General features: G+C 44.6%; 20 protein-coding genes, 1 tRNA gene and 2 pseudogenes. 13 read left to right on the top strand and 10 right to left on the bottom strand.

Translation table 11 applies throughout. From position 1 onward, the window contains the following. The first annotated feature begins 122 nt into the window (after nucleotides 1-122). From VY86_RS12765 to VY86_RS12780, 4 genes and pseudogenes are all read left to right on the top strand, one after another. Complete coding sequence (locus tag VY86_RS12765; protein ID WP_046975218.1) at nucleotides 123-1,046, top strand: DUF1281 domain-containing protein; 924 nt, start codon at nucleotides 123-125, stop codon at nucleotides 1,044-1,046. Between the two features lie 152 nt (nucleotides 1,047-1,198). Continuing rightward, nucleotides 1,199-1,921 carry an N-6 DNA methylase gene (locus tag VY86_RS12770; RefSeq protein WP_011145490.1) on the top strand — a complete coding sequence of 241 codons (723 nt, stop codon included), beginning with the start codon at nucleotides 1,199-1,201 and terminating at the stop codon, nucleotides 1,919-1,921. 395 nt (nucleotides 1,922-2,316) lie between these two features. Further along, on the top strand, nucleotides 2,317-3,834 hold the full coding sequence (locus VY86_RS12775) for a conjugal transfer nickase/helicase domain-containing protein (RefSeq protein WP_046975219.1): 1,518 nt from the start codon (nucleotides 2,317-2,319) through the stop codon (nucleotides 3,832-3,834). A gap of 78 nt (nucleotides 3,835-3,912) precedes the next feature. Next, nucleotides 3,913-4,915, top strand: a pseudogene (locus VY86_RS12780) (tyrosine-type recombinase/integrase). 385 nt (nucleotides 4,916-5,300) lie between these two features. Here the strand turns inward: VY86_RS12780 and VY86_RS12785 are convergent. From VY86_RS12785 to aspA, 5 genes are all read right to left on the bottom strand, one after another. Next, a tRNA-Phe gene (locus VY86_RS12785) sits at nucleotides 5,301-5,376 on the bottom strand. 128 nt (nucleotides 5,377-5,504) lie between these two features. Beyond that, on the bottom strand, nucleotides 5,505-6,077 hold the full coding sequence (gene dicD, locus VY86_RS12790; RefSeq protein ID WP_046975220.1) for a division control transcriptional repressor DicD: 573 nt from the start codon (nucleotides 6,075-6,077) through the stop codon (nucleotides 5,505-5,507). A 16-nt stretch (nucleotides 6,078-6,093) separates the two neighbouring features. Continuing rightward, nucleotides 6,094-7,821 carry a protein-disulfide reductase DsbD gene (locus tag VY86_RS12795; protein ID WP_046975221.1) on the bottom strand — a complete coding sequence of 576 codons (1,728 nt, stop codon included), beginning with the start codon at nucleotides 7,819-7,821 and terminating at the stop codon, nucleotides 6,094-6,096. 159 nt (nucleotides 7,822-7,980) lie between these two features. After that, the gene (locus VY86_RS12800) at nucleotides 7,981-9,282 is read right to left on the bottom strand and encodes an anaerobic C4-dicarboxylate transporter (RefSeq protein ID WP_046975222.1); all 1,302 of its coding nucleotides are present in this window, start codon (nucleotides 9,280-9,282) and stop codon (nucleotides 7,981-7,983) included. 141 nt (nucleotides 9,283-9,423) lie between these two features. Then, on the bottom strand, nucleotides 9,424-10,848 hold the full coding sequence (gene aspA / locus VY86_RS12805) for an aspartate ammonia-lyase (protein WP_046975223.1): 1,425 nt from the start codon (nucleotides 10,846-10,848) through the stop codon (nucleotides 9,424-9,426). A gap of 374 nt (nucleotides 10,849-11,222) precedes the next feature. Here aspA and VY86_RS12810 point away from each other — a divergent pair, with 374 nt between their 5' ends. From VY86_RS12810 to VY86_RS12830, 5 genes are all read left to right on the top strand, one after another. Beyond that, nucleotides 11,223-11,714, top strand: a complete 492-nt coding sequence (locus VY86_RS12810; RefSeq protein WP_046975224.1) for an FxsA family protein — start codon at nucleotides 11,223-11,225, stop codon at nucleotides 11,712-11,714. A gap of 197 nt (nucleotides 11,715-11,911) precedes the next feature. Continuing rightward, nucleotides 11,912-12,205, top strand: a complete 294-nt coding sequence (locus VY86_RS12815) for a co-chaperone GroES (protein ID WP_011148251.1) — start codon at nucleotides 11,912-11,914, stop codon at nucleotides 12,203-12,205. A 49-nt stretch (nucleotides 12,206-12,254) separates the two neighbouring features. Further along, on the top strand, nucleotides 12,255-13,901 hold the full coding sequence (groL, locus tag VY86_RS12820; protein WP_046975225.1) for a chaperonin GroEL: 1,647 nt from the start codon (nucleotides 12,255-12,257) through the stop codon (nucleotides 13,899-13,901). A 555-nt stretch (nucleotides 13,902-14,456) separates the two neighbouring features. Next, nucleotides 14,457-15,338, top strand: coding sequence for a LysR family transcriptional regulator (locus VY86_RS12825; RefSeq protein ID WP_228940360.1), 882 nt, complete (start codon nucleotides 14,457-14,459; stop codon nucleotides 15,336-15,338). Nucleotides 15,339-16,042: 704 nt separating this feature from the next. Then, on the top strand, nucleotides 16,043-16,387 hold the full coding sequence (locus tag VY86_RS12830; protein WP_021324342.1) for a DUF4156 domain-containing protein: 345 nt from the start codon (nucleotides 16,043-16,045) through the stop codon (nucleotides 16,385-16,387). A 59-nt stretch (nucleotides 16,388-16,446) separates the two neighbouring features. On the opposite strand, the gene epmB is transcribed toward VY86_RS12830, so the two are convergent. Then, nucleotides 16,447-17,475: an EF-P beta-lysylation protein EpmB gene (epmB, locus tag VY86_RS12835; RefSeq protein ID WP_046975227.1), complete on the bottom strand. Its 1,029-nt coding sequence runs from the start codon at nucleotides 17,473-17,475 to the stop codon at nucleotides 16,447-16,449. Nucleotides 17,476-17,513: 38 nt separating this feature from the next. Between epmB and efp the strand changes: the two genes are divergently transcribed. Both efp and sugE read left to right on the top strand, forming a co-directional pair. Further along, nucleotides 17,514-18,080: an elongation factor P gene (gene efp / locus VY86_RS12840; RefSeq protein ID WP_021324340.1), complete on the top strand. Its 567-nt coding sequence runs from the start codon at nucleotides 17,514-17,516 to the stop codon at nucleotides 18,078-18,080. Nucleotides 18,081-18,310: 230 nt separating this feature from the next. After that, entirely contained in the window at nucleotides 18,311-18,625 is a 315-nt protein-coding gene (gene sugE / locus VY86_RS12845) for a quaternary ammonium compound efflux SMR transporter SugE (protein ID WP_021324339.1), read from the top strand. A gap of 123 nt (nucleotides 18,626-18,748) precedes the next feature. On the opposite strand, the gene frdD is transcribed toward sugE, so the two are convergent. The 4 genes from frdD to frdA are packed head-to-tail and all read right to left on the bottom strand — an operon-like array spanning nucleotide 18,749 to nucleotide 22,048. Continuing rightward, on the bottom strand, nucleotides 18,749-19,102 hold the full coding sequence (gene frdD / locus VY86_RS12850) for a fumarate reductase subunit FrdD (RefSeq protein WP_046975228.1): 354 nt from the start codon (nucleotides 19,100-19,102) through the stop codon (nucleotides 18,749-18,751). Nucleotides 19,103-19,121: 19 nt separating this feature from the next. Next, nucleotides 19,122-19,514 (bottom strand): fumarate reductase subunit FrdC, encoded by a 393-nt coding sequence (gene frdC / locus VY86_RS12855; RefSeq protein WP_046975229.1) that lies wholly within the window; start codon nucleotides 19,512-19,514, stop codon nucleotides 19,122-19,124. A 16-nt stretch (nucleotides 19,515-19,530) separates the two neighbouring features. Beyond that, on the bottom strand, nucleotides 19,531-20,265 hold the full coding sequence (locus tag VY86_RS12860; protein ID WP_046975230.1) for a succinate dehydrogenase/fumarate reductase iron-sulfur subunit: 735 nt from the start codon (nucleotides 20,263-20,265) through the stop codon (nucleotides 19,531-19,533). Next, nucleotides 20,258-22,048 (bottom strand): fumarate reductase (quinol) flavoprotein subunit, encoded by a 1,791-nt coding sequence (frdA, locus tag VY86_RS12865; protein WP_046975231.1) that lies wholly within the window; start codon nucleotides 22,046-22,048, stop codon nucleotides 20,258-20,260. Before frdA ends, VY86_RS12860 begins: the two co-directional genes overlap by 8 nt. Nucleotides 22,049-22,958: 910 nt before the next feature. Here frdA and VY86_RS12870 point away from each other — a divergent pair. Continuing rightward, nucleotides 22,959-23,990 (top strand): annotated as a pseudogene (locus VY86_RS12870) (IS630 family transposase). Nucleotides 23,991-24,175: 185 nt separating this feature from the next. Continuing rightward, on the top strand, nucleotides 24,176-25,153 hold the full coding sequence (gene epmA, locus VY86_RS12875; RefSeq protein ID WP_046975232.1) for an elongation factor P--(R)-beta-lysine ligase: 978 nt from the start codon (nucleotides 24,176-24,178) through the stop codon (nucleotides 25,151-25,153). Nucleotide 25,154 lies beyond the last annotated feature (1 nt).

Genomic DNA, 25,154 nt, shown 5'->3' on the forward strand with positions numbered 1-25,154 from the left:
GGATAGGTCTATCCGAAAGCGGGATAGCCTTTTTTCACATCGCTGAACTTATCACTTGCCTGTGGGGGCATTACCTCCACAGGGTAAGCCCTGTTTCAGGTAAAAAAAGAGGATTTTTTACTATGCCGAAGGGGTACGCTAATCGTTTGCATATCACGGGTCAGCCTGACCAACTGGAGGCTCTGCAACAATGGGGATTGGGAGACGTCATTCCCTATTACGGGCAGGCTATCCATCAAAGTATTAAGCTGTTTGTCGCGGGCTGTGCCGGTCTCCTGCAACCCACTGAAACGACAGATTACCCACTTTATCCGGCGCTGGTAGCGAAAGGAACAGGGGTAGACTCACCGGAAAACCGGGCGTTTGAGCAATGGCTGGCCTTGTTAAAAGAGAATGTTGCGCTTGATGAAGTCACCAGCCAACAGATTGACAGGCTATACCAACAAAGTGGTCTGGCCGCGCGAAAATGGGAGACGTTGCTCCCGGTAGCGCAGGAAACCATCATAGCGTTGTTTAACCAAAAGTCCTGCGACTGGTTCGGTCTGGTTGACTGGAACGCAGAACGTGACACGGAAATGCTGTGGTCTCATCTTGATGACCGGCTGACAGAGACAGTTCCTTGTGACTTGTTTCTGCTGATACCGACCCGTCTTGCGAGTGAAATCAATGGATTTTGCGGTGGATTGTTAAAGGGTCATGAGACGACTCGCGAGTTGTATATCCGATTGTACGGTATGGCGCAGCCGCGAGGTTATGACATAGCCTGGAAGCACCATGATGATGGCAGTCTGACCGGGCATTTTGACAAAACACCCAGGGAGCCGTGGTATGAAAAAATCATAGTTCCTTTATCCACGCAATATCACTGCCGTATCACCCATTATTTTAAGGAGGTCTGTGGCTGTTGTGGTTACGACAAATACCGGAATGGGCAGTGGGAAGCGGGTATTATTGATGAACTGGAATTTGGTGAGGAAGATGAGGACGGTACCCGTAAAGTGGTCGGACCGGACTACATTCTCGGCAATATTTCACCTGACGGTTAGTGCACTGACAATGTTATCCCGCAGGGAAATTCCTTATGGTGAATTGACATAAAAAAACAGGTTCAGGTTTGCCTGAGCATCTGATAACACTGCTGCCGGCGGATATTACGCCGGCGATTTACCCACAAGGGGAATATATCCCTTAGTGGGACATGTTCCCCGTTTTCCAGGAGCATGTTTTGTCTGTCTTTATTGATCATAAAAAAGCGTTTATTACCTTGTTTAATGAAACTGCCCGTTATTATTATCGTAACCGAGTATTCGATGATTTTGTACAATGTGCGGCAATTAGTCTGCATAATGCAGTTTGCCCGGACAGTAAGCTGGAACAAGGATATCTGCAAATCATCAAACACTATAAGCCGGAAGATGCTAGCCGGTTTTCTCAACTGCTTGAACATGTCATGATGGGATTGGAATTTGAACCTCATGATTTTCTTGGCGGTGTTTTTATGCAATTGAATCTCGGCAACAAACATCTGAAGCAATTCTTTACTCCCTGGCCCATCAGCTTGGTAATGGCGAAAATGCAGTTGAGTGACGTCGAGCAACGCTTAACGAAGCAGCCCTTTTTCACCTTATATGAGCCAGCTTGTGGTGCGGGTTGTATGGTTATTGCGGCAGCGGAAGTGTTGAAAATGTCAGGTTATAATCCTGCTCAGCATATGTGGGTATCCTGTGTGGATATTGATGTCGTGGCGGCTTCGATGGCCTATATCCAGCTTTCTCTATTGGGGATACCTGGGGAGGTGGTGATAGGTGATGCCCTGACGAATGAACGTCATCGGGTCATGTATACTCCGGTACATTGGCTGGGAAACTGGCCTTGTCGTCTCAGGAAAAATCGTCAGCAGTATGAGGTTCAAACGGTTTGAGACACTGGATTAAGCCAATTCCGGCTCTTGGGCCGGAGTTTTTATCCAACAGGACGGAGAGGCAAAATAAACCAACTGAGGTTATTGGGTTCATCCCTGACGTGTTTTAGTCGGAATCGATAGTGCTTCCCAGATCCACTGGACACATTCTATTTTCCTCTTTAATCCTTTCTTGCATGATCCATCATTGAATAAAGTTCTTGCCTTTTGTACTTATCGTAGCGAATTCAACGAAATAACCGGATACACGCTTCGTTTACCCGTGACTGAATTGGAAACGTTTGAATCATTGCGTGCTGTTTTCATCGATTAATTTTTATTCCCGGAAAAAGAGTTTTGCCTTGTCCCTGTCAGAGGATGTATTAGGGTTTTAGGAAAAATAGGGGAGATTAATCGTGTTGAAAAAAATTAAAATCCTGCTGGCAGGAGCATCCACAGGAAAAAAGCCACTTCCACAATCCACCGCCATCCCACAAACGGTCAAAGCAGGCTACTTTTTGCCGTCTGAGTCCAGGCTATTGCTGGATACTTCCCGGCGACGACAGTATTTACAGTGTCTGTGGGACAATAGCACATTATCCAAAACACGCTATCAGACGCTGTGGCTGGCCCCATTACATGAGTGTGTGGCATTGATGCAACAACTTCCGGCGGCACCGCAGGGACCTTATGCCCGTTTGGGCGGATTAATTGATGTGACGTTGCAATGTACTGCATTTGCCGTACGTCTGGCGAAAGGGCAGATGTTACCGCCGGGTGTGGCACCTGAGACGCAGGCAGCACAAAGTGTGATATGGAACACGGTGGTGTTTTACGCTGCGTTATTTCATTTTTTACCTGTTTTGGCAAAGTTTGACGGAGAACTGGATGAAGGCCAACCTTGGTACCCAGGGCTGGCTGTGCCGCAGGGGTCGTATCGTTTCCGGTTCAAAACTTCCTCAGTGGAGACGATGGTTGCCTGTCATTTTGGGGTGTTACTTGCCGGGCGATTGCTGCCGGCTAAGGCATTGACCTGGCTGGCGTCGGTACCTGATGCCTTGCCTTCGCTGTTTTGTATTCTATCTGGTGAGATGAAGAAAGATAACGCAATAAATCAGATAATGACAGAAGCTTTGAATAAAGCCGGTGCACCGACAATATCAGAAGTATTATCTGTTATGGCTGCATCACCGCAAGTTATTGTTTCAGGAAATCCCGATGTTTCTGCTACGCCTTTATCAACCGCAATGGAAAATGTTCTGCCCTCTCAGATACGGCAGGAAGATAACACGATGACTAAAATTGTTTCATCAGCCGTGAAGTCTGTTGATGAGCCTCTCTTTACTGCTATGACAGTCACGCCGGAGAAGGGGAGGCAACCGGATGGAAGCACGCAGCAGCTATTGTCATTAATGGGGATGAATGTTGTCACCACAGTCACAGAACAAGTTATGGTGAGTGAAGCGGAAATCGTACCTCCAGACACGCCGGTGCCTTCACAACACTCGGTTCAGGCAACATTGCAGAACGAAAATGCGATTGAGACATCCTGTATTGGAGAGCAATTTTGGGACTGGCTGTCCGCTGGATTAAGGCATGGGGTGATGACCATTAATACGCCGAAAGCCCGGATACATCTGGTCAGTGGTTTTGTGTTTGTGAGTGCGCCGGCCATTTTCTTCCAGTTTCTCAGTGAGAAGAAGCAGGTGGATGGCAAAGAGGTTAGCGAAAAATGGAAACGGGTACAAACCGCATTTGAGCGGTTGGGACGACATCGAGTCAGTGGTGGAAAGTGTTTTTGTTGTTGTCATCTTTATGATTCGGCTGATCGGACTGGCTCCTATCAACGTATTCATGGCTACTTAATCAAAAACACGTTGCTTTATCGTGACCGTTCTGTACCAGAGGATAGCCCTTTTCTCATGATTTCATGAGAAAGCATCTTTAATAACAATATGTTATTTTCTGCGCCCCGCAATGGGTTTTTAAATTGATGAAGTGAGGAAGTAGAGATGGACAGTATGACCTGGGATAACCTGCTGGATGAGTATTTCTTTGCCAATAATGTTGCGGCCGGATACGGAGTCAAGTTATCGCAAGGTGGTGAATACCTTCCAGGTGTTTGCAGGTGTGGACAATCGGCCTGCTCAAGTGACCCGACAACAGGTGCTGGCGTGGCGCAGATATGTGTTGCATCAGTCCGGACGGAAAGGTGTGACCTGGAACAGTAAGATTGCGCATATGCGGGCGTTGTTTAATTTTGCGATAAAAGAAAAAATACTGCCTCAAACGGAAAACCCATTTAATGGTGTCGTGGTTAATGCAAACAAGAAGAAAAAGAAAACATTAACCAAAAAACAGCTGACAGCCCTGTATCTCACGATGGGGCAATTTGAAGAGCGGGAGCGACAGGCAGGGGATAACCATCGTGCCCGCTGTGCATTATATCCGACCTGGTATTGGCTGACGGTACTGGATACATTGCGTTATACCGGGATGCGGCAAAATCAGCTATTACATATTCGGCTTGGAGATGTTGATCTGAAAGAACGCCGGATTATTCTTTGCTCCGAGGGGAGTAAGAACCATTATGAACACTTGGTGCCGGTGGTGAAATGGTTGTATCCGCGACTGGAAGTTTTGCTGGAACGTGCCCTGGCGGCTGGGGCAAAACTGAGTGATCCTCTGTTCTGTGTGAACTATTTTACCGCCAAAATAGACAGAGGAAGTGAAACCGACCAGTTACAGACGATAAAATCATTCTTTCGGCGCTTATCAAAAGAGTGTGGATTTGATGTGGGTCCACACCGTTTCCGGCATACCCTAGCAACTGAACTGATGAAAGCGCCTGATCGTAATTTGCAAATGGTGCGCGGATTACTGGGGCATCGCAGTATTGCCACGACGATGGAATATATTGATATCAATCTGGATACTGCCGGGCGTGCGCTGGAGCGTGAGTTAATGCTGTATATCGATGTTGAACCAGAGAGAGGAGAAATGTTAATTGGATAAAGCAGAATATGCCTGCTATTGATTGAACTTGTCTTAATCTATTACAAATTCCCTGTTGCAAGATAGGGAATTTTTTTGAACTGATACCATCACCCATAATTAACTTTCTTCTGATCAATGAGGAAAGTTGAGTAACCAACATACAACATCGTGTTAATTAATTCATTGATTTTGGTTTGGATGGCTTGACAGCTGCAATAGAACTTGTAAGTATTGCACTCAAGCAAAAAATGGACGCCTAAGTTCTTAGGCATCCTAGCTTTGTAACCCTTATGTTCAGTTCAATATCGAAATACTGAAAAGCTAAACTAACCAAAGTCATACATTCGGGTTCTTGTATTGGTCGCCCGTTAAGTTTTTATCTCCCAACAAGCGCACTTTGAATTGGTGCCCGGAGGCGGAATCGAACCACCGACACGAGGATTTTCAATCCTCTGCTCTACCGACTGAGCTATCCGGGCAACGGGGCGCATTAAACCGTATTCAGCCTAAGTCGTCAATGCCTTTCTGATAAAAAATGATAAAAGACGATTGATTGCTGACTTTTTGCCCTAAATTTGTGTGGTTATTCATCTTAGGCTGATTTTTATTAGCTTAACGCACCATTTTTGCGGCATTTAGCGATAGCCAAAACATCTTCTGCCAGCAGTTTTGCTGTCGCTATATCATCAATATCCCGTTTGATCAGTAGCTTACTCAGGCAACCTTCCAGAATCAGTTCCATCTGTTTGGCAATCAGTTCACAATCTTCGATATCCAGTTGATGTAATAGCTCGGTGGTGTAATGGGAAGAACTCTGTTTTTGCAATTCAGCTAATTGATGGATAGGGTGGTCAGATTCAGGGAATGCACTACAGGCCGCGATAAACAGGCAGCCTGGATAGCGTTTCTCTTTTACTTTTTCACCAAGTGCTGCATAACGAGCCAGTAGCTTTTGCTCTGGTGTCAGATTTTCATCCAATAACATCTGTCGTTGCCAGACTTCAATCTGTTGACCGTGATAACGTAGGCTGTCATAAAGCAGTGCTTCCCGATCGGGCCAGAACTGCTTTAGATATTCCATATCTATGTTAAGTGAACCAAGGAGCATCTCAGTTGTGGCGGATAAGCCATGTTGCTCCAGCAAGTTTAAGACATGACTAAGAACTTGTTCTCGTTGCACGGTGTTCTCCTTCAGATCATTTTTGCAGATGTTGCAAATGCTTGTTAAAGCGGGTTGCGCTCATAAAACCATTTACCCGTGAATTAGTGATCTCTTTTCCTTGAGCGTCAAAAAACAGAATAGTCGGTAATCCCCGAACATTCAGTTTTTCCAAAAGCTGTTTTTGCTGTGGGCTGTTATTTGTGACATTTGCCTGTAACAGCAAGGTATCACGTAGTTGTGATTGGACCTGTGGATCACTGAAAGTATATTTTTCAAATTCTTTACAAGCGGTACACCAGTCAGCATAGAAATCAAGCATGACGGTTTTATGATTGTTTTGTGCCATTAGGTGTTCCAATTCTTGCCAGTTATTTATCTGGCGGAAATTGAGGCTGTGTTGTGATTGTTGTGTAACTGGCGTACCCCAAAACCAATCCTGCAATGGGCGGGTGGCTACCAGCATCAGAACTAACAATATCAGTTGCATGACTCTTATCCAGCCATTTTGGCTTCTGAGTGTCAGAGCAAATCCCCATCCCAGGAAACTGACCGTCAGCAGGCTCCATAACCGTATTCCCCATATATCACCGATAACTCTTTCCAGCAGGAAAACAGGCAGTGCAAGAATAATGAAGCCAAAAGCTTCTTTGACATATTGCATCCAAGGACCGCTGCGTGGCAGGAGTTTATGACCAAACAGGGTAACGGCAATAAGCGGTAATCCCATTCCCAAAGCATAAAGATAAAGGGTTACTCCCCCTGCCACTGTATTACCACTTTGGGCAATGTAGAGCAGAATGGCGCTTAAAGGCGCGGTAGTACAAGGGGAGCAAATTAATCCCGCTAATGCACCCATAGCGAATACACCGAAGAATGAGCCACTTTTTTGCTGATTACTCCAGCTGACCAGCCGGGTCTGTACAGAGGAAGGCAGTTGCAGGGAATAAAGGCCGAACATCGACAGTGCCAGTAGAATAAACAGTACTGATAAACCAATCAGCACATACGGATGTTGCAGTGCGGCCTGAAATTGTAAACCCGCAGCTGCGACAATCAATCCAAGTAAGGTGTAGGTGATTGCCATTCCCTGAACATAGCTTAGTGTCAACCAGAAGATCTGTTTCAGGTTTTTAGGGTGTTGGCTACCAAGAATAATGCCGGAAATCAATGGATACATTGGCAGTACACAAGGTGTAAACGCGATACCAATGCCAATCAAAAGCGCCCAAAGTGGTGAAAAAGGTAAATTTTTCTGGTCATTTGATGCGCTTTCTGGCGCTTTCTGAACAAGTTCGGTGGGTATTGCGTTAGCTCTTTTTGATGGGATAACCGTACTTAATGGAACAAGGCGGGTTTCCGGTGGGTAGCAGTATCCTGCCGCGGCACAGCCCTGATAAGTGACGACGATATTGGATTTATTATTCGCCTCTGTAATAGGAACATTGACCGTGAGTTGTTGGAAATAGACTTCAGTTTCACCGAAAAATTCATCCTGATGAGCCGTACCTTGTGGCAACGTAATTTTACCTAGTGTGGCCTGCTGTGGCTCAATACGAAGTTGTTTGCGGTAGAGGTAATAACCCGGTTTGATCTGCCAATTTAGTGTCAGTTTGTTGCCTTTTTGCTGAAAATCAAACATGAATGCCTGATCTGCCGGCAAATACAGGTTTTGCCCCGGTTGTTCAAACAGCGCATTCGCTGCCAGTGGGGTAAACATCGTACTGCAAAGCAGTAAAAACAATATCAGAGTACGTTTAATCATAAGGTTAATGATCGCTAATAGAATAGAAATATTCAGCACTATAACCGAAGGCTGTCAGACCAGAAAGTGTTCTGGTTAAGATTAAGACAATAATCAAGGGCTTTCAGAGAAGAGTTCAGGGGCGGTATACGCCCCTGAATTAGGTTGTTATTGACGGGATTAGAGGATCATACCGCCGAACAGGAAGCCGAAGGCGACAGCCAGAGCAACCCCGATGGTGCCGGGAATAAAGAACGGGTGGTTGAAGACGAAACGGCCGATACGGGTAGTTCCGGTGTCATCCATCTGAACTGCAGCAACCAGGGTTGGATAGGTAGGCAGAATAAACAACCCGGAAACCGCGGAGAAAGAAGCGATTGCCGTCAGTGGTGTGACGTTCAGAACCAGAGCCATCGGCATCAGTGCTTTTGCGGTTGCAGCCTGTGAATAGAGCAGGGCGGAACAGAAGAAGAAAATAACCGCCAGCAACCAGGGTTGAGATTGGATTAAGCCGCCGGCAGTGCCTTTGATCCAATCAATATTCGCCTGTACAAAAGTGTCACCTAGCCATGCAACACCCAGAATACAGATACATGCGCTCATTCCTGCTTTAAAGGTACTGGAATTCAGGATGGCGTCAGTATCAACTGAGCAGGACATCGTAGTGATAGTTGCGACACTCAGCATAATGATCAGAATAGCGTGAGTAGTGTTCATCAGTGGCTCTTCAACCAGACCGATACTTGGGCTATTGACGATAGCGTAAATAACAACACTGATAACGCCAGCTAAGAACAACAGGACAGAAGCCTTAGCCCTTGGTTTAACTTCAATCTGTTTGCTGCCACGCAGAGTCACCAGGTTGTCTGCCAGACGTTTCAGATAAACAGGATCATCAGACAGTTTGGAATTAAACATCCAGGAGACGATGAAGGACATCAGAACGATAGCCGCGAAAGTCGATGGTAATAGGACCATCAGCAGATGAATATAGCTGACACCGTGGCCTTCCATCAGAGAAGACATATAAACGACCGCAGCGGAGATTGGCGAGGCGGTGATACCAATCTGGGCTGCGACAACCGCAGTGGAAAGTGGACGGCATGGTTTAATGCCTTGTTCTTTTGCAACTTCAGCAATTACCGGCAGTGCTGACAGAGAGATGTTACCTGTACCTGCAAACAGTGTCAGGAAATAGGTAACGATAGGTGCGAGGATTGTGATGTATTTTGGGTTCTTACGCAGTAATTTTTCAGTTTGTTGAACCAAATAGTCCAGACCACCGGCAACTTGCATGGCAGAGATTGCCGCGATAACCGCCATAATGATGGAAATAACATCGAATGGAATATGCCCCGGTTTAACACCAATTGCTGACAGCACCAGAACGCCAAGACCACCGGCAAATCCAATGCCGATCCCCCCCAATCTTGCACCCAGGAAGATGGCCAGCAGAACGATAACCAATTCTACGGCTAACATAATATTTACTCCTTGAAATAATTAAAAATTTGAAAATTTTAGGTTAATACTTTGTGCATGTAGGGAAGTAAAAAGGCACGCTATCCGGTTGGAGTTGCGTGCCTTAATCGCTAAGAGCTATTTTTTATTATATTCAACAACTTAATCTTCAAAACGTTTTGCCTTATAAGCCGGGCGTTTTAGGTTTTCTACACAGAAGATATCATCCAGCTCGGTTTCGGTCAGTAAGCCACGTTCCAGCACAACTTCACGAACACTCTTACCAGTTTCAGCGCAGATCTTACCGACAATATCACCATTGTGGTGACCAATGAATGGGTTCAGATAAGTGACGATACCGATCGAGTTGAATACGAAACTTTCGCAAACTTCTTTGTTCGCCGTGATGCCGTTAATGCATTTTTCTACCAGGTTGCAACAAGCGTTGTTTAACAGGGAGATAGATTCAAACATGGCCTGACCAATAGCAGGTTCCATTACGTTTAATTGTAACTGACCCGCTTCGGATGCCATAGTAACACAAATATCGTTGCCGATAACCTTGAAGCAAACCTGATTCACAACTTCTGGAATAACAGGGTTAACTTTTGCCGGCATGATAGAAGAACCTGCCTGCAATTCGGGCAGGTTAATTTCGTTCAGACCGGCACGAGGACCGGAAGAGAGCAAACGCAAATCATTACAGATTTTAGACAGTTTAACAGCCAGACGTTTCAGCGCGCCGTGAACCATAACATAAGCGCCGCAGTCGGAGGTTGCTTCAATCAGGTCCTCGGCGGGTATGCAAGGTAAACCAGTGACTTCGGCCAGTTTTTCAACAGCCAATCTTTGATAACCTGGTGCGGTGTTCAGACCGGTGCCGATAGCAGTAGCACCAAGGTTAACTTCCAACAACAGTTGAGAAGTCCGATTCAGGTTTTTAACTTCTTCTTTCAGCAGGATTGAGAATGCGTTGAATTCCTGTCCCAGCGTCATAGGAACTGCGTCCTGTAACTGGGTGCGACCCATTTTCAGAATGTCATCAAATTCTTTGGCTTTTTTATCGAAGCCGGCGATCAATAGTTCAAGAGACTCGATCAGTTTCGTGATGGCATTATAAACTGCGATACGGAAACCGGTTGGGTAGGCGTCGTTGGTTGACTGGCTTTTATTCAGATGGTCATTAGGGTTCAGGTGCTCATATTCACCTTTTTTATGGCCTAACAATTCCAAACCGATGTTTGCCAGAACCTCGTTGGTATTCATGTTGAGTGAAGTACCGGCACCGCCTTGAAATACGTCAACTGGGAACTGGTCCATACATTTGCCAGTATTGAGCACTTCGTCGCAGGCTTTGATAATGATATCCGCAATTTTTTTAGGAATGGTTTGCAATTCCTTGTTAGCTAAGGCGGCGGCTTTTTTTACCATCACCATGCCACGGATAAATTCGGGTACATCATTAATGGTGTTGTTACTGATGTAGAAGTTTTCAATCGCACGTAAGGTGTGAATACCGTAATAGGCTTCAGCGGGGACTTCTCGTTTACCTAACAGGTCTTCTTCGATACGAATGTTGTTTGACATGAGAACCTTCTTATTAGATTACGTTTTTACTGTCTAATTATGCGCTTTTAAATAATTATGTTGCCAACAGCAATAGTTATGATAAACCCTTCATCACCAGATTGCTGGCGTGATCATATGCTGGTTAGCAATAAATGCATTGAAGCTGGATCACTTTATAGTGGTATTTGTTTAACGTGATTTGATATATGTGATATTCATCACAATTATGGGCCTGATCAGTAAGATTTTCAAAAGATTGAAAACGATGGCTGTGACCCCAATCAAATCTCTAATAAACTGAGAAAATGTTAATTTGGTTGTTCCTTGGATTCTGTTGATATGATTTATTCAGGACATAACCTTTTCATCCCAATCAATTGAAGGAGCACCAAGTGCGTTGGTTGCCATTGATCCTGATATTTTTGCTTGTCTACATTGAGTCAACCTTATTTGTACGTGTTGCCTCTGAATTAGGTGTGTTGTTAACTCTGCTACTGGTGCTGTTTACTTCTTGTGTTGGTATTTCTCTGGTACGTAATCAGGGAATAAAGAATTTTATCCAGATTCAGCAAAAGCTGGTTGCCGGGGAGAGTCCGGCGGCAGAAATGGTAAAAAGCGTCTCTCTTTTGCTGGCGGGTTTCCTATTACTATGCCCTGGCTTTTTTACTGATTTCCTGGGCTTGCTGCTGTTACTGCCGCCGGTTCAAAAAACATTAATGATGAAACTGATGCCACATATCAATTTCTATCGTCCTCATAATAGCGGTGGGTTCAGACGGGATAATAATACCTTTGAAGGGGAATACGAGCGCAAGCAAGATGATCCCTCCCGTAAATTGAACGATGCCAAACCTGATGATGACGAGCATAAGCCCTCTCGTTGACAAGAGGTTATCTTCTGAATGTTTTGTTAAATCATCGGTTTTTTTCTGTAGGTAAGAAAAAAGTAAAATATTTTTTTGCCTGCCCTTGAAGTATCATAAATAAGTCCCCATTTAATTTATTATGATACTGGTTTGATGAAAGCATACTGGTATCAATCCTCTTACCTGATATGGACTTTCTTATAGGAGAGCTATCAATGAATATTCGTCCATTGCATGATCGTGTAATCGTCAAGCGCAAAGAAGTTGAATCAAAATCTGCTGGCGGTATTGTGCTGACTGGCACTGCTGCGGGTAAATCTACTCGTGGTGAAGTTTTGGCTGTGGGCAATGGCCGCATCCTTGAAAGCGGTGATGTAAAAGCACTGTGTGTGAAAGTTGGAGATATTGTTATTTTTAACGATGGTTACGGTGTTAAGTCAGAGAAGATCGACAACGAAGAAGTGTTGATCATGTCTGAAAGCGACATTCTGGCAATTGTTGAAGCGTAATTGTTGCGCTTAGATCTTCTTAACTGAACGAATTTAAAGGAAAGAAACAATGGCAGCTAAAGACGTAAAATTTGGTAGCGACGCTCGCGTTAAGATGTTACGTGGTGTGAATATCCTTGCTGATGCAGTAAAAGTAACCCTGGGCCCTAAAGGCCGTAACGTTGTTTTGGATAAATCTTTTGGTGCGCCTTCAATCACTAAAGACGGTGTTTCTGTTGCCCGTGAAATTGAACTGGAAGACAAGTTCGAAAACATGGGGGCTCAGATGGTGAAAGAAGTTGCCTCTAAAGCGAATGATGCTGCGGGTGACGGTACAACCACTGCAACTGTATTGGCTCAATCTATTGTTACTGAAGGTCTGAAAGCCGTAGCCGCTGGCATGAACCCAATGGATTTGAAACGCGGTATTGATAAAGCAGTGATTGCCGCAGTTGCAGAACTGAAAAAGCTGTCCGAACCCTGCTCAGATTCCATCTCTATTGCTCAGGTAGGTACTATCTCCGCTAATTCCGACGAAACTGTAGGTAAATTGATCGCAGAAGCGATGAAGAAAGTCGGTAAAGAAGGTGTAATCACTGTTGAAGAAGGTACAGGCCTGGAAGATGAACTGGATGTCGTTGAAGGTATGCAGTTCGACCGTGGCTACCTCTCTCCTTATTTCATCAACAAACCAGAAAACGGTTCTGTTGAGTTAGAAAACCCATATGTTCTTCTGGTAGATAAAAAAATCTCCAATATCCGTGAACTGTTACCAGTTCTGGAAGGCGTAGCTAAGGCAAGTAAGCCTTTGCTGATTGTTGCTGAAGATGTTGAAGGCGAAGCATTGGCAACTCTGGTTGTTAACACTATGCGTGGCATCGTAAAAGTTGCTGCGGTTAAAGCGCCTGGCTTCGGTGACCGCCGTAAAGCTATGTTGCAGGATATCGCTGTTCTGACTAGCGGTATCGTTATCTCTGAGGAGATCGGTCTGGAACTGGAAAAAGCCACTCTGGAAGATCTGGGTCAGGCAAAACGTATCGTTATCAACAAAGATACCACAACTATCATTGATGGTGTTGGCGAAAAAGTTGCAATTGATGGCCGTGTTTCTCAGATTCGTCAGCAGATCGGAGAATCCACTTCTGATTACGACCGCGAAAAACTGCAAGAGCGTTTGGCTAAACTGGCTGGCGGTGTTGCAGTTATCAAAGTGGGCGCTGCAACGGAAGTTGAGATGAAAGAAAAACGTGCCCGTGTTGACGATGCTCTGCATGCAACCCGTGCAGCAGTGGAAGAAGGCGTAGTAGCTGGTGGTGGTGTTGCACTGGTTCGCGTTGCTGCTGCTATTGCTGGCCTGAAAGGCGACAATGAAGATCAAAACGTAGGTATCCGTGTTGCGATGCGCGCAATGGAAGCACCTTTGCGTCAGATCGTTGACAACGCAGGTGAAGAACCATCTGTTATCGCAAACAACGTGAAAGCAGGTGAAGGTAACTATGGTTATAATGCGACTACTGAACAGTATGGCAATATGATTGAAATGGGTATTCTGGACCCAACCAAAGTAACCCGTTCTGCACTGCAATTCGCAGCATCTATCGCTGGTCTGATGATCACTACTGAATGTATGGTGACTGACTTGCCTAAAGATGATAAAGCTGATTTAGGTGCAGCAGGCGGTATGGGTGGCATGGGCGGTATGGGCGGCATGATGTAATGTGACGAAAGTCGCACTGCTTTGATGTAGCTATACGTCTTGTGTGAGCAGGTTAATCCTGCTCACACGTCTTTTTATAGAAAACATGCCGCAACAAGCTGAATAGTTGTGTGATTCAAACTCAAAATAAGTCACTGGCTGTGACAATAGCGATTTTCCCCACCACGAAGTTGCAATCCACGATTTCGGTAAATTCTTGTGATCCGTCCCGTGTCAGATATATTGATACTTTTTTCTGGATCAGATGCTAAATTCAGATAGTAGTCGCTTTTCTCACTATGCCTCGTACAAATAATCCACCGATTCCCGCAGAGAATTTTCTCTTTTCTCAAAGCTAACTCCTATAGGAGGAAACTTAACAGGTCGATTTCCGGTGGTGAACCCCAAAATTAGACGTCTTTTGGAAAGAGTAAACACTGAAGTTGCCGAGCTGTCGTAGTAAAAATATATCTTTAACTTTAGAAAAAACGAGCTTATTAGACTAGAATTCATTTATTCATAGGATTTTGGAAAAAAATTCAAATATCTATGCACAAATTCAATAGATCTACAGAAATGGCTGTATTCGTTCAGGTAATTGAGTCGGAAAGCCTCTCTGCTGCTGCTCGCAAGCTCGGCATGACGCCATCAGCAGTCAGTAAGCTTATCAATCGACTAGAGATACGACTCGGTGTACGGTTGCTCAATAGAACAACACGTAAGCTTCAGTTAACACCTGAGGGTTCTGTTTTCTATGAGCGCAGTATTAGGATTTTGGAGGACATCGTAGTCGCTGAACAAGAAGCAAATCAGGGGGCGGTGCCTCGTGGACGAATACGCGTGCATTGCCATGTTGCGTTTGGAAAACACTGCTTGATGCCTTTGTTGCCGGATTTTCTGCAACGCTACCCGGAGATCACACTCGATATCTCATTGTGCGACTTGGTAGTGGATTTACTTGATGATCGCAGTGATGTGGCGATTCGCGTTGGTCCTCTGGACGACTCGCGTCTTATGGTGCGGTGGTTGGGTTCAAGCCGAATGGTTGTGGTAGGGGCTCCTTCATATCTTGAAAGGATGGGGATACCTTCTATGCCTGGAGACCTTGGTCGCTACAATCGGCTCGGTTTTGGCTTTACTCGTCATGTGAAAGCTTGGCCTTTCATCGATTCAGAAGAGCGGGTGCAACAACTGCCTTCAGGAAATTTGTTGCTGGGTGATGGAGAAACCATGCGTAAAGCTGCGATAGCCGGCCTTGGTTTAGCACGTCTGGCACGTTTCCATGTGAATGCCGATATTCAGGCTGGTTTGCTGCTACCTGTACTTGAAAATTATAATCCTGGTGATGAGGAAAAAATATATGCAGTTTTTGTTGGCTCAGGCCGCCAATTCCCATCACGAGTTCGAGTATTTCTGGACTATCTGACAGAGAATATCCACATTGGTGATGGGGAGTGATAATTGCTAAATATGACATCATGAAAATGCTTGGTTGAGTGTTATTATGGTGTCAATGGATACTATTTTCAATATTTCTACTGAAGGGGACAGCTCTTCTTTAGCTCATGTTTCTTGTTTGCGAGCGGCTGTTAATGATCACTTTTTCACTCGCTGTCGATAGTCCCTTTATAATAGTGTATCTAATATTTTCTATTGATTCAGTGATGTATCATCCCCGATATGTCAGTTGTTAGTGTGACAATTTAAAAATATAAAGTCTTCAGATAATTAATATAAAAAATACCATTATATTTAATCTCTTAGAGTAGTAATTAAAAAATTCGTAATTATTTAAATATAATAAAATCCATGTGAAATTTAGATGAATATAATATCTAAATTTTTTAATAGGTGAATTTCCATAAGAGGTAATATCATATATTTTCTCTATAGAAAAATGAAATAGAGTTAATTAAATTGGCACGATTTATGGTTTTTTTAACATTTTTATTAAGTTTTTGTGCTTACACTATTAATGGAACGTAACGGGTATCACTTATTTTCTCTATTTTTCGCTGAATTCATACTGGTGCAGAAAGTTTCTGGCTTAAATACTTCACCTTAAGGAGGGATTTTATAAATTATTTGTTTTGCGATATTGGTGTACAACAAGGTATATTGATGATTAGTTGTGAAATTTCCAACGATAAATGGGGAAAGACATGCGAATTAAAGTTTTGCTCAGTGCTTCAGCATTGTTACTATTAGCAGGGTGTACAGCCACAAATCAATTAACTTCCGGCGGTTCACAGGTTCGTTTTGTTGATACTAAGCCAGGCAGTGAGTGCCAGTTATTAGGTGAAGTGGCAGGTACTCAAAGTAACTGGATGACTGGCGTAAGTAATGAGAGTAGCTCAATGCGTGGTGCGGCTAATGATTTACGCAATAAAGCCGCAGCTATGGGCGGAAATGTGATCTATGGTGTAACCAGTCCAAGTGAAAGTTTGTTATCGAGCTTTGTTCCACTGGACAGTAAAATGATTGGTCAAGTCTATAAATGTCAGTAATTGTATTCTAGGTTTGAATGACATGCCCGGCTGAAAAGCATCCGGGCATGGATTTTCTGTTAATTTTGCCTGAGTCCCAAATCTAATGGCGTTTTACTCGGTTCTCCGCCGATCTCCCTTGCCAGACGTGGCACCAGATAACCTGAAACTTTTGTCAGTAATTCCCGGATAAGCCCTCTGGCTTCCTCATCACTGACCATAAAATGAGCGGCTCCTTGTACCTTATCCAGTACATGAATGTAATAGGGCAGAATACCCGCATCAAACAGAGCGTTGCTCAGATCAGCCAAAATAGCCGAGTGATTATTGACACCGCGTAATAGCACACTTTGGTTTAGTAACGTGACGCCTGTTTGTTTTAGCATCATCATACTATTCCGTAAGGGTGGGTCGATCTCATTGGCATGATTGATATGCGTCACCATGATCACTTGTAATCTCGATTGTGACAGCCGATCGCAAAGCGTTGTTGTGATCCGGGCAGGGATAACCACAGGCAGACGGGTGTGAATGCGTAGTCGTCTGATATGGGAAATTTTCTCCAGGTTGCTGATCAACCAGTCCAATTCATGATCTTTTGCCATTAACGGATCGCCGCCAGAGAAGATAATCTCATCAAGTTCAGGATGCTGTTGAATATAATTTAACGCTTGCTGCCAGTTGCGCTTATTACCTTTGTTATCCTCGTATGGGAAATGACGGCGGAAACAGTAACGACAGTTAACCGCGCATCCTCCTTTAACCAGCAGTAGTGCGCGGTTACGGTATTTATGCAATAAACCGGGAACGGCACTTCGCTGTTCATCCAGAGGATCGGTGGAAAAACCAGCTGTAAGCGTAAATTCCTCTGGTGTCGTTATGACCTGAAGTAGCAATGGATCATTAGGATCGTTTGCTTGCATACGGGCAGCAAAGGCTCTGGGTACTCGCAGTGGAAACAGGCGACGAGCGCCACTCCCTTTGGTTAATCCCGGGTGTTCATGTAACGACAGCAATTGTAATAGTTCGTCAGGATCGGTAATAACGTCTGTAAGTTGTTTCAACCAGTCTTCTCTGATGAGGATCTTTGGGGTTATAATATGCGCCATTTTTTGGCTAAGCCATTTTGTTTAAATTAGAGGGTCTCATGGCTACTTATAGTACCAACGAATTCCGTTCAGGTCTTAAAATCATGTTAGATGGCGAGCCATGCTCTGTTATTGAGAGTGAATTTGTTAAGCCGGGCAAAGGCCAGGCATTTGCCCGTACTCGTATTCGTAAGCTGATTTCAGGCAAACTATTGGAAAAAACGTTCAAGTCTACTGATTCTGTAGATGCTGCAGACGTAATGGATATGAACCTGACTTACCTGTATAACGATGGTGAGTTTTGGCACTTTATGAACAACGAAACCTTCGAGCAGTTAGCTGCTGATGAAAAAGCCGTTGGAGAGAATGCGAAATGGTTGGTTGAGCAGGCTGAGTGTATCCTGACTTTGTGGAATGGTCAGCCTATCTCTGTAACGCCACCAAACTTTGTTGAACTGGAAATCATTGAGACTGATCCAGGTCTGAAAGGTGACACCGCGGGTACAGGTGGTAAACCAGCAACTCTGAGCACTGGTGCTGTGGTAAAAGTGCCTCTGTTTGTACAAATCGGTGAAGTGATTAAAGTGGATACTCGTTCTGGCGAATATGTTTCCCGTGTAAAATAACCGCTGGTTGTATTCGGTAAAAACCGCTGTTTTGGCAACAGACTGCGGTTTTTCTTTAATTGATGTGGAAGGCAATAAGCTATTTTGTTTTCAGATCGCCGTAATATTATTCTATTGATACCACAATTTTACACGATTATAATCCGCCTTCATTTCTAATAAGTTATTCGGGACGACCTGGATATACTTTGGTCTTTCGGGGACGACCCCACAACTCTATGGGTGTTGATATGTCCTGGTTTATTCTTATTATCGCTGGTTTATTTGAAGTCATCTGGGCGGTTGGCCTGAAATACACTCACGGTTTTACCCGTTTGACACCAAGCCTTATTACTGCTGGTGCTATGGCTATCAGTGTAGGGATGCTCGCTTATGCAATGAAAGGCTTACCAGTAGGAACAGCCTATGCTGTTTGGACAGGAGTAGGCGCAGTGGGTACCGCCATTTTTGGTATTATGGTGTTGGGTGAGTCAGCAAGCCTTGCTAGAGTATTGAGCCTCGCCCTGATTGTTGCTGGTATTATCGGTCTGAAACTGTCAAGTTAATTTTAAACCGCACTCCAAAGGTCAAATATAGCGTCTTACCGGTTGGCAGTGCGGTTAATGAGATGGTCACTCCTCCTGTGAGCGGTACACTGGCCTTATAACCTTAAGCTCGTTACTGCTTGATTACAGGGTGAAAACAGCGATGATAGCGACAACACTCAGGATCGCTGCTAGGCCGTAGAAAACCCATTTACCTGCCGGGACATGAATTTTCAAGTCATGCATACCGTGATGAATACGGTGTAAACCGCACCATAGCGGCAGAGTAATCATTAGTAATAAGAAAGCACGACCAATCAAGCTCTGACAGAAAATCAGAATCCGTTCATAGCTTAACGCTTCCGGTGCGACTCCCAGTGGTAAAAGGATGGCTACCAGTAAGATAATGGCTGGAGCCACAATTGCGCCCCACATACCCCCGGCACCAAATAATCCCCAGAAAATCGGTTCATCGGAACGTTTAGGTATTTGATTCATCAGATCCTCCTTATTGGGGTTAAAGTAAGGCTATGCCTAAGATAATGGCGGTGACAATAATGGTGACGGTCCATAACAGCTTGATCACGGGTTCAGGCCCCATTTTTTCACCTTTTATCACTATGTTTGCTGCCTTTGGTGCCAGTTCAAACCACGTTTTGGTGTGTAGCAGAGCGCCCAGTAAAGTGACGATGTTAATCAGCAGAATAACTGGGTTTTGCAAAAACGTGACAAATCCATCCCAGCTTTGTGTACCACCTTTTAGAGCGAATACACCGTATATCAGCAAGATACTGAACCACACAGTGGTAACCGCAGTACTTTCACGCAGAATATAGAAGCGATAAAAGCCCAGTTTCTGCCACCAGTTGGGAGCCATGCTGCGAACATAAGGTTTACGTTTGGTCGTCATTGCGCTATTTCTCCCCTTATTGTGGTTTCAGCATGGCGATCATGAAGTCTTTTGCACTTTCGATCTTGCCTTGTTGAATAGCGGCAGCCGGATCGACATGTTTTGGGCAGACTTCAGAACAATAGCCGACGAAAGTACAGCTCCATACCCCATTCTGGCTGTTAAGTTGTGGCATACGTTCCTTCTTACCGTGGTCACGGTTGTCGAGATTGTAACGGTGAGCCAGAGTAATTGCTGCTGGTCCGATAAACTCGGGGTTTAAACCGAACTGAGGGCAAGCGGCATAGCAAAGGCCGCAGTTGATACAACCAGAAAACTGATGATATTTTGCCATCTGTGCCGGGGTTTGAATGTTCGGACCTTCAGAAGGTTTACGACCATTCCCGATAATGTATGGTTTGATAGCTTCTAGGCTTTCAATAAAGTGGGTCATATCTACTACCAGGTCACGCTCAATAGGAAAGTTAGCCAGTGCTTCAACTTTCATACCTTGTGAATAGTCACGCAGGAAGGTTTTACAGGCCAGTTTCGGCACACGGTTAACCATCATGCCACAAGAGCCACAGATAGCCATCCGGCAGGACCAGCGGTAAGAGAGGTCGGGGGCCAGATTGTCTTTAATGTAACCTAATGCATCAAGCAACGAGGTCTGTTCATCATAAGGAACCTCATAGGTTGTAGAATGGGGTTCAGCATCATTTTCCGGGTTGTAACGCATGACCTCCATTCTCAGCATTTTCATATCAGCCATTCGCCTGCTCCTTTTTTTCTTGTGCCGCCGCTTCACCGCCGTATACGCGTTTCGCTGGAGTGGACTTGGTGATTTTTACGTCACTGTATTCCAGACGAGGTGCACCTTCAGAGTTATAGAAAGCCAGCGTATGTTTAAGGAAATTTTCATCATCGCGTTCGGTACAACCTTTATCCAGACGTTGATGTGCCCCCCGGGACTCTTTACGGTTTATCGCAGAGTGAATCATACATTCGGCTACATCCAGACCAAAGCCAAGCTCAATGGTGTACAGCAGGTCAGTGTTGAAAACACTGGTGTTATCAGTGATCTTCACGTGTTTGAAGCGATCTTTCAGCTCAGCAATCTTATCAACCGTTTTCTGCATGAATTCAGGGGTACGGTAGATACCGCAACCTTCCTCCATAGAGGTACCCATTTCATCACGGATCTTCGACCAACTTTCCGTTCCTTCTTGTTTCAGTAAGTTGTTCAAACGTGCTGCTATATCACTTGCTTGGGCATCCAGTGCGCGGTTCTTGACAGGTTTGACTTGTTGAGCGTACTTAACTGCTTCTTCACCAGCCATACGGCCAAAGACCACCAGTTCAGCCAGAGAATTGGAACCAAGACGGTTTGCACCATGCAGACCAACAGAAGAACATTCACCGACAGCGAACAGACCTCTAATGCGGGTTTCACATTTCTGGTCAGTTTCAATACCGCCCATAGTGTAGTGTGCGGTAGGCCGGACCGGAATTGGCTCTTTAACCGGATCAACGCCAACATAGGCTTTTGCCAGTTCGCAGATAAAGGGCAGACGCTCAAGTAATTTATTCTCACCCAGATGGCGCAGATCCAGATAAACCACATCGCCACGCTGAGTGGAAATAGTACGACCGGCACGCCATTCATGCCAAAAAGCCTGAGAAACTTTGTCTCGGGGACCCAGTTCCATATATTTGTTTTCAGGTTTGCCCAGTGGGGTTTCAGGGCCGAGGCCATAATCTTGTAAATAGCGGTAACCATCCTTGTTGACCAGAATCCCACCTTCACCACGACAACCTTCGGTCATCAGGATACCGGAACCTGGCAGGCCGGTTGGATGATACTGAACAAATTCCATATCACGCAGTGGGACGCCATGACGGAATGCCATGCCCATACCATCACCTGTTACGATACCGCCGTTCGTGTTGTAACGGTATACACGGCCTGCACCACCGGTCGCCATAATAACGGCATTAGCCCGGATCTGAATTTTGGTGCCTTCCATCATATTCAGTGCAACCAAGCCACGTGCCTGACCTTCATCTACCAAAATGTCGAGGACAAAATGTTCATCAAAACGTTGGATTTGGGGGTATTTCAGAGAGGTCTGGAATAGGGTATGCAGCATATGGAAGCCGGTTTTATCCGCAGCGAACCAAGTGCGTTCTATCTTCATACCACCGAAACGACGCACGTTGACGGAACCATCTTCTCTACGGCTCCACGGACAGCCCCATTGCTCCAGTTGGATCATTTCTGTCGGACAATGTTCGACAAAGTATTCAACAACATCTTGTTCACACAGCCAGTCACCACCGGATACAGTGTCATTGAAATGGAAATCGTAGGAGTCGTGAGCTTGAGTGACTGCTGCTGATCCGCCTTCTGCTGCCACAGTATGGCTACGCATTGGGTAGACTTTTGAGATCAAAGCAATCTTCATTTGAGGATTGGCCTCAGCTGCGGCAATTGCGGCACGTAGACCTGCCCCCCCGGCTCCGATAATAGCGAGATCGGTATTAAAGGTTTGCACTGTGCTTCTCCATTGTTTAAGTGAAATGAGTCAGTAAGTAAAAGAGTCGTAACTTTCCTGAATGTTGTTGTTATTGTTTCTCATATAGCAGGATTCTATAGGTAAAATCCGGTACTTTAACGATTAAGGATAGTTATTTGCTACTTTTTGTATAGTATTAAGTATAGCGAATTGCAAGTGAGGGGAATTTGATATGAAAGGGGGTTTTGTCAGATTTGTTCGCTAAAACATGATCTGGGACAGGAATTAGTTGTTTTTTTATTCTTTTTGTGGAGTGATTGTTTAGATATTTTAATTGATACTGCTGTCGGAAATTAGTGGCAGAACCACTGCAGCGGGGAAATGGTATTATATTGTGGCACTTGATTGGCTATTTATTACATAATAAAAAAGTCTAATTGTTTTTTAATTTAAACATGATAATAACCTATGGTTATTGAATAAATGTAAATGAGAATTAAATTATAATTGGTTATATTATCCAGAATAAAGATAAAATATGTTTCATTGTTTAGTGATAATAGTATATATTCAACAAGGGCATTTTTTCAGCCATAGAGAATAGAGATGGTATTTAAATAATATTCTATAAATAATTAATTTAAGAAATTAAATATATTTAAACAGGAGGATATGATGGCACTACCAGATCACACTATCGCATTGCAGGCAGATAATGGAAAATATCTGAGCCGGATTAATATAAGTGGTCTTAATTATATTAAGCCGGATAAGACCGATATAGACGTTTTTTGCCAATTTAAATTGATAACATTGTTCGAGTAAATAGTGATTTTGGTTAGCATTAGTTTTGTCGTGATTAAGTAAAATCGACCATAACTTTAGTATTTATACCCGTAATCATTGAAACTGCTTGATTTTCGCCCAAATGAGGTTCATGGTATCTGTCATGAAAATATTCATTACCGATGAACAAAAAGCCGAACTTGAACATCTCCATCACACCTGCCGTGATAAGTGAGAGTGTGATCGCATCAAAGCGGTCCTCCTGGCCTCTGAGGGCTGGAGTTCTGTCATGATCGCTCAGGCCCTGCGTCTTCATGAAACGACCGTTCATCGTCATATCAGCGATTACCTTAATCACCGTAAAATCAAGCCCGAAAATGGCGGCTCTCAGAGCCATCTCAGCGAAACACAGACTCAGGAACTTATCGCCTATCTGACCGCAAATCTTCTGCCCACCACACAGGCGGTTATCCGCCTTGTCAAAGAAGCGTGGGATATCCGTTACACCGTTCCCGGCATGAATAAATGGCTGCACCACCAGGGATTCAGTTATAAAAAGCCGACCGGCGTGCCACACAAGTTCAACGCGGAACAGCAGCGGGCCTTTATAGAAACCTACGGGAAACTCAAGCAGGAAGCCGGAGACCATGAGCCCATCCTGTTCATTGATGGCGTCCATCCCACGCAGGGGACGAAACTGGCTTATGGCTGGATGCGAAAAGGCCAGAAAACCGCGGTGAAAACCACGGGAAGCCGTACCCGTCTGAACCTGATGGGGGCCCTTAATCTGGCTGATATTAGTAAAACGGTAGTACGCGAGTATGACCGTATCGACAGTTATCACATCGCAGAGTTTTTCATTGCTCTGCGTGAAACCTATCCGGTCAGTCAGAAGGTTCATATTATCCTTGACGGAGCTGGTTACCACCGAAGCAGGCTGGTGAAAGACTGGGCTTATGTGATGAATATTGAGCTTCATTACCTGCCACCGTACAGCCCGAATCTGAACCCGATAGAAAGGCTGTGGAAGGTGATGAATGAACAAGTCAGGAATAACCATTATTTCGCCTCGACGACCTTGTTCAAGCAGGCAATACATCGCTTTTTTACGGAAATATTACCGGAACTGGCCGGGAACCTGTCGTGCCGTATTAATGACAACTTCCAGGTTATGAATACTGCATCTTCAAGTTAAGCGGGTATATTTGACGGTAATATTTCGGCAGATAGCTAATAATGATATATCCGGTTGTAGCAAGTTTACTGTAGTCTTGAGGTAGGACAAGCTAAGTTGTTCTGGGATGATCAGACGGTAATAGTTTGTCTGATATGTGTGATGCAGGTAGACTGCATGTTTTGTTTTATTTTGGAGTCATTTACATGAGCGAAACAGCAAACTGGCAGCCAAGTGCACCTATCGCCAACTTGTTGAAACGGGCGGCTATTTTAGCAGAAATACGGCGCTTTTTCGCAGAACGCGGGGTACTGGAAGTTGAAACGCCTGCGATGGGCAAGTCTACAGTGACTGATATTCAATTGTTTTCTTTTCAGACAGAGTTTGTTGGTCCAGGCGTCGCAGATGGCATGACTCTATATCTGATGACAAGTGCGGAATTTCACATGAAACGCCTGCTGGCAGCAGGAAGTGGCCCTATTTATCAGATCAGCCGCTGCTTCCGTAACGAAGAAGCGGGTCGTTATCATAATCCTGAATTTACCATGCTGGAATGGTATCGGCCTCACTATGATATGTATCGTTTGATAAATGAGGTTGACGACTTACTTCAGCAGATTTTGGACTGTGAAAGTGCAGAGTCACTCTCTTATCAGCAGGCTTTTCTGCGTTATCTGGATATTGACCCGTTGTCCGCAGAGAAAGAAAAATTGCGTGAAGTAGCCGCTAAACTGGATCTGAGCAATATTGCTGATACAGAGGAAGATCGGGATATTTTGTTGCAACTTTTGTTTGCCGTCGGTGTTGAACCGCATATTGGTACTGAAAGGCCAACTTTTATCTACCATTTTCCCGCTTCTCAGGCTTCTCTGGCAGAAATCAGTAAAGAAGATCATCGGGTTGCGGAGCGTTTTGAAGTCTATTTCAAAGGTGTTGAACTGGCAAATGGTTTCCGTGAACTCACTGATGGTGATGAACAACGTCAGCGTTTTGAACAGGATAACCGTAAACGTGCGGAACTGGGTTTACCTGTCCGGCCGATTGATGAAAACTTGATTGGCGCCCTGAAGCAGGGGATACCTGAATGTGCAGGTGTGGCACTTGGTATTGATCGTTTGGTGATGCTGGCTTTAGGCGCAGAAAGACTCAGTGATGTCATTGCTTTTTCGGTAAATAAGGCATAAA

It is taken from the genome of Photorhabdus thracensis (assembly GCF_001010285.1).
Lineage (GTDB): Bacteria > Pseudomonadota > Gammaproteobacteria > Enterobacterales > Enterobacteriaceae > Photorhabdus > Photorhabdus temperata.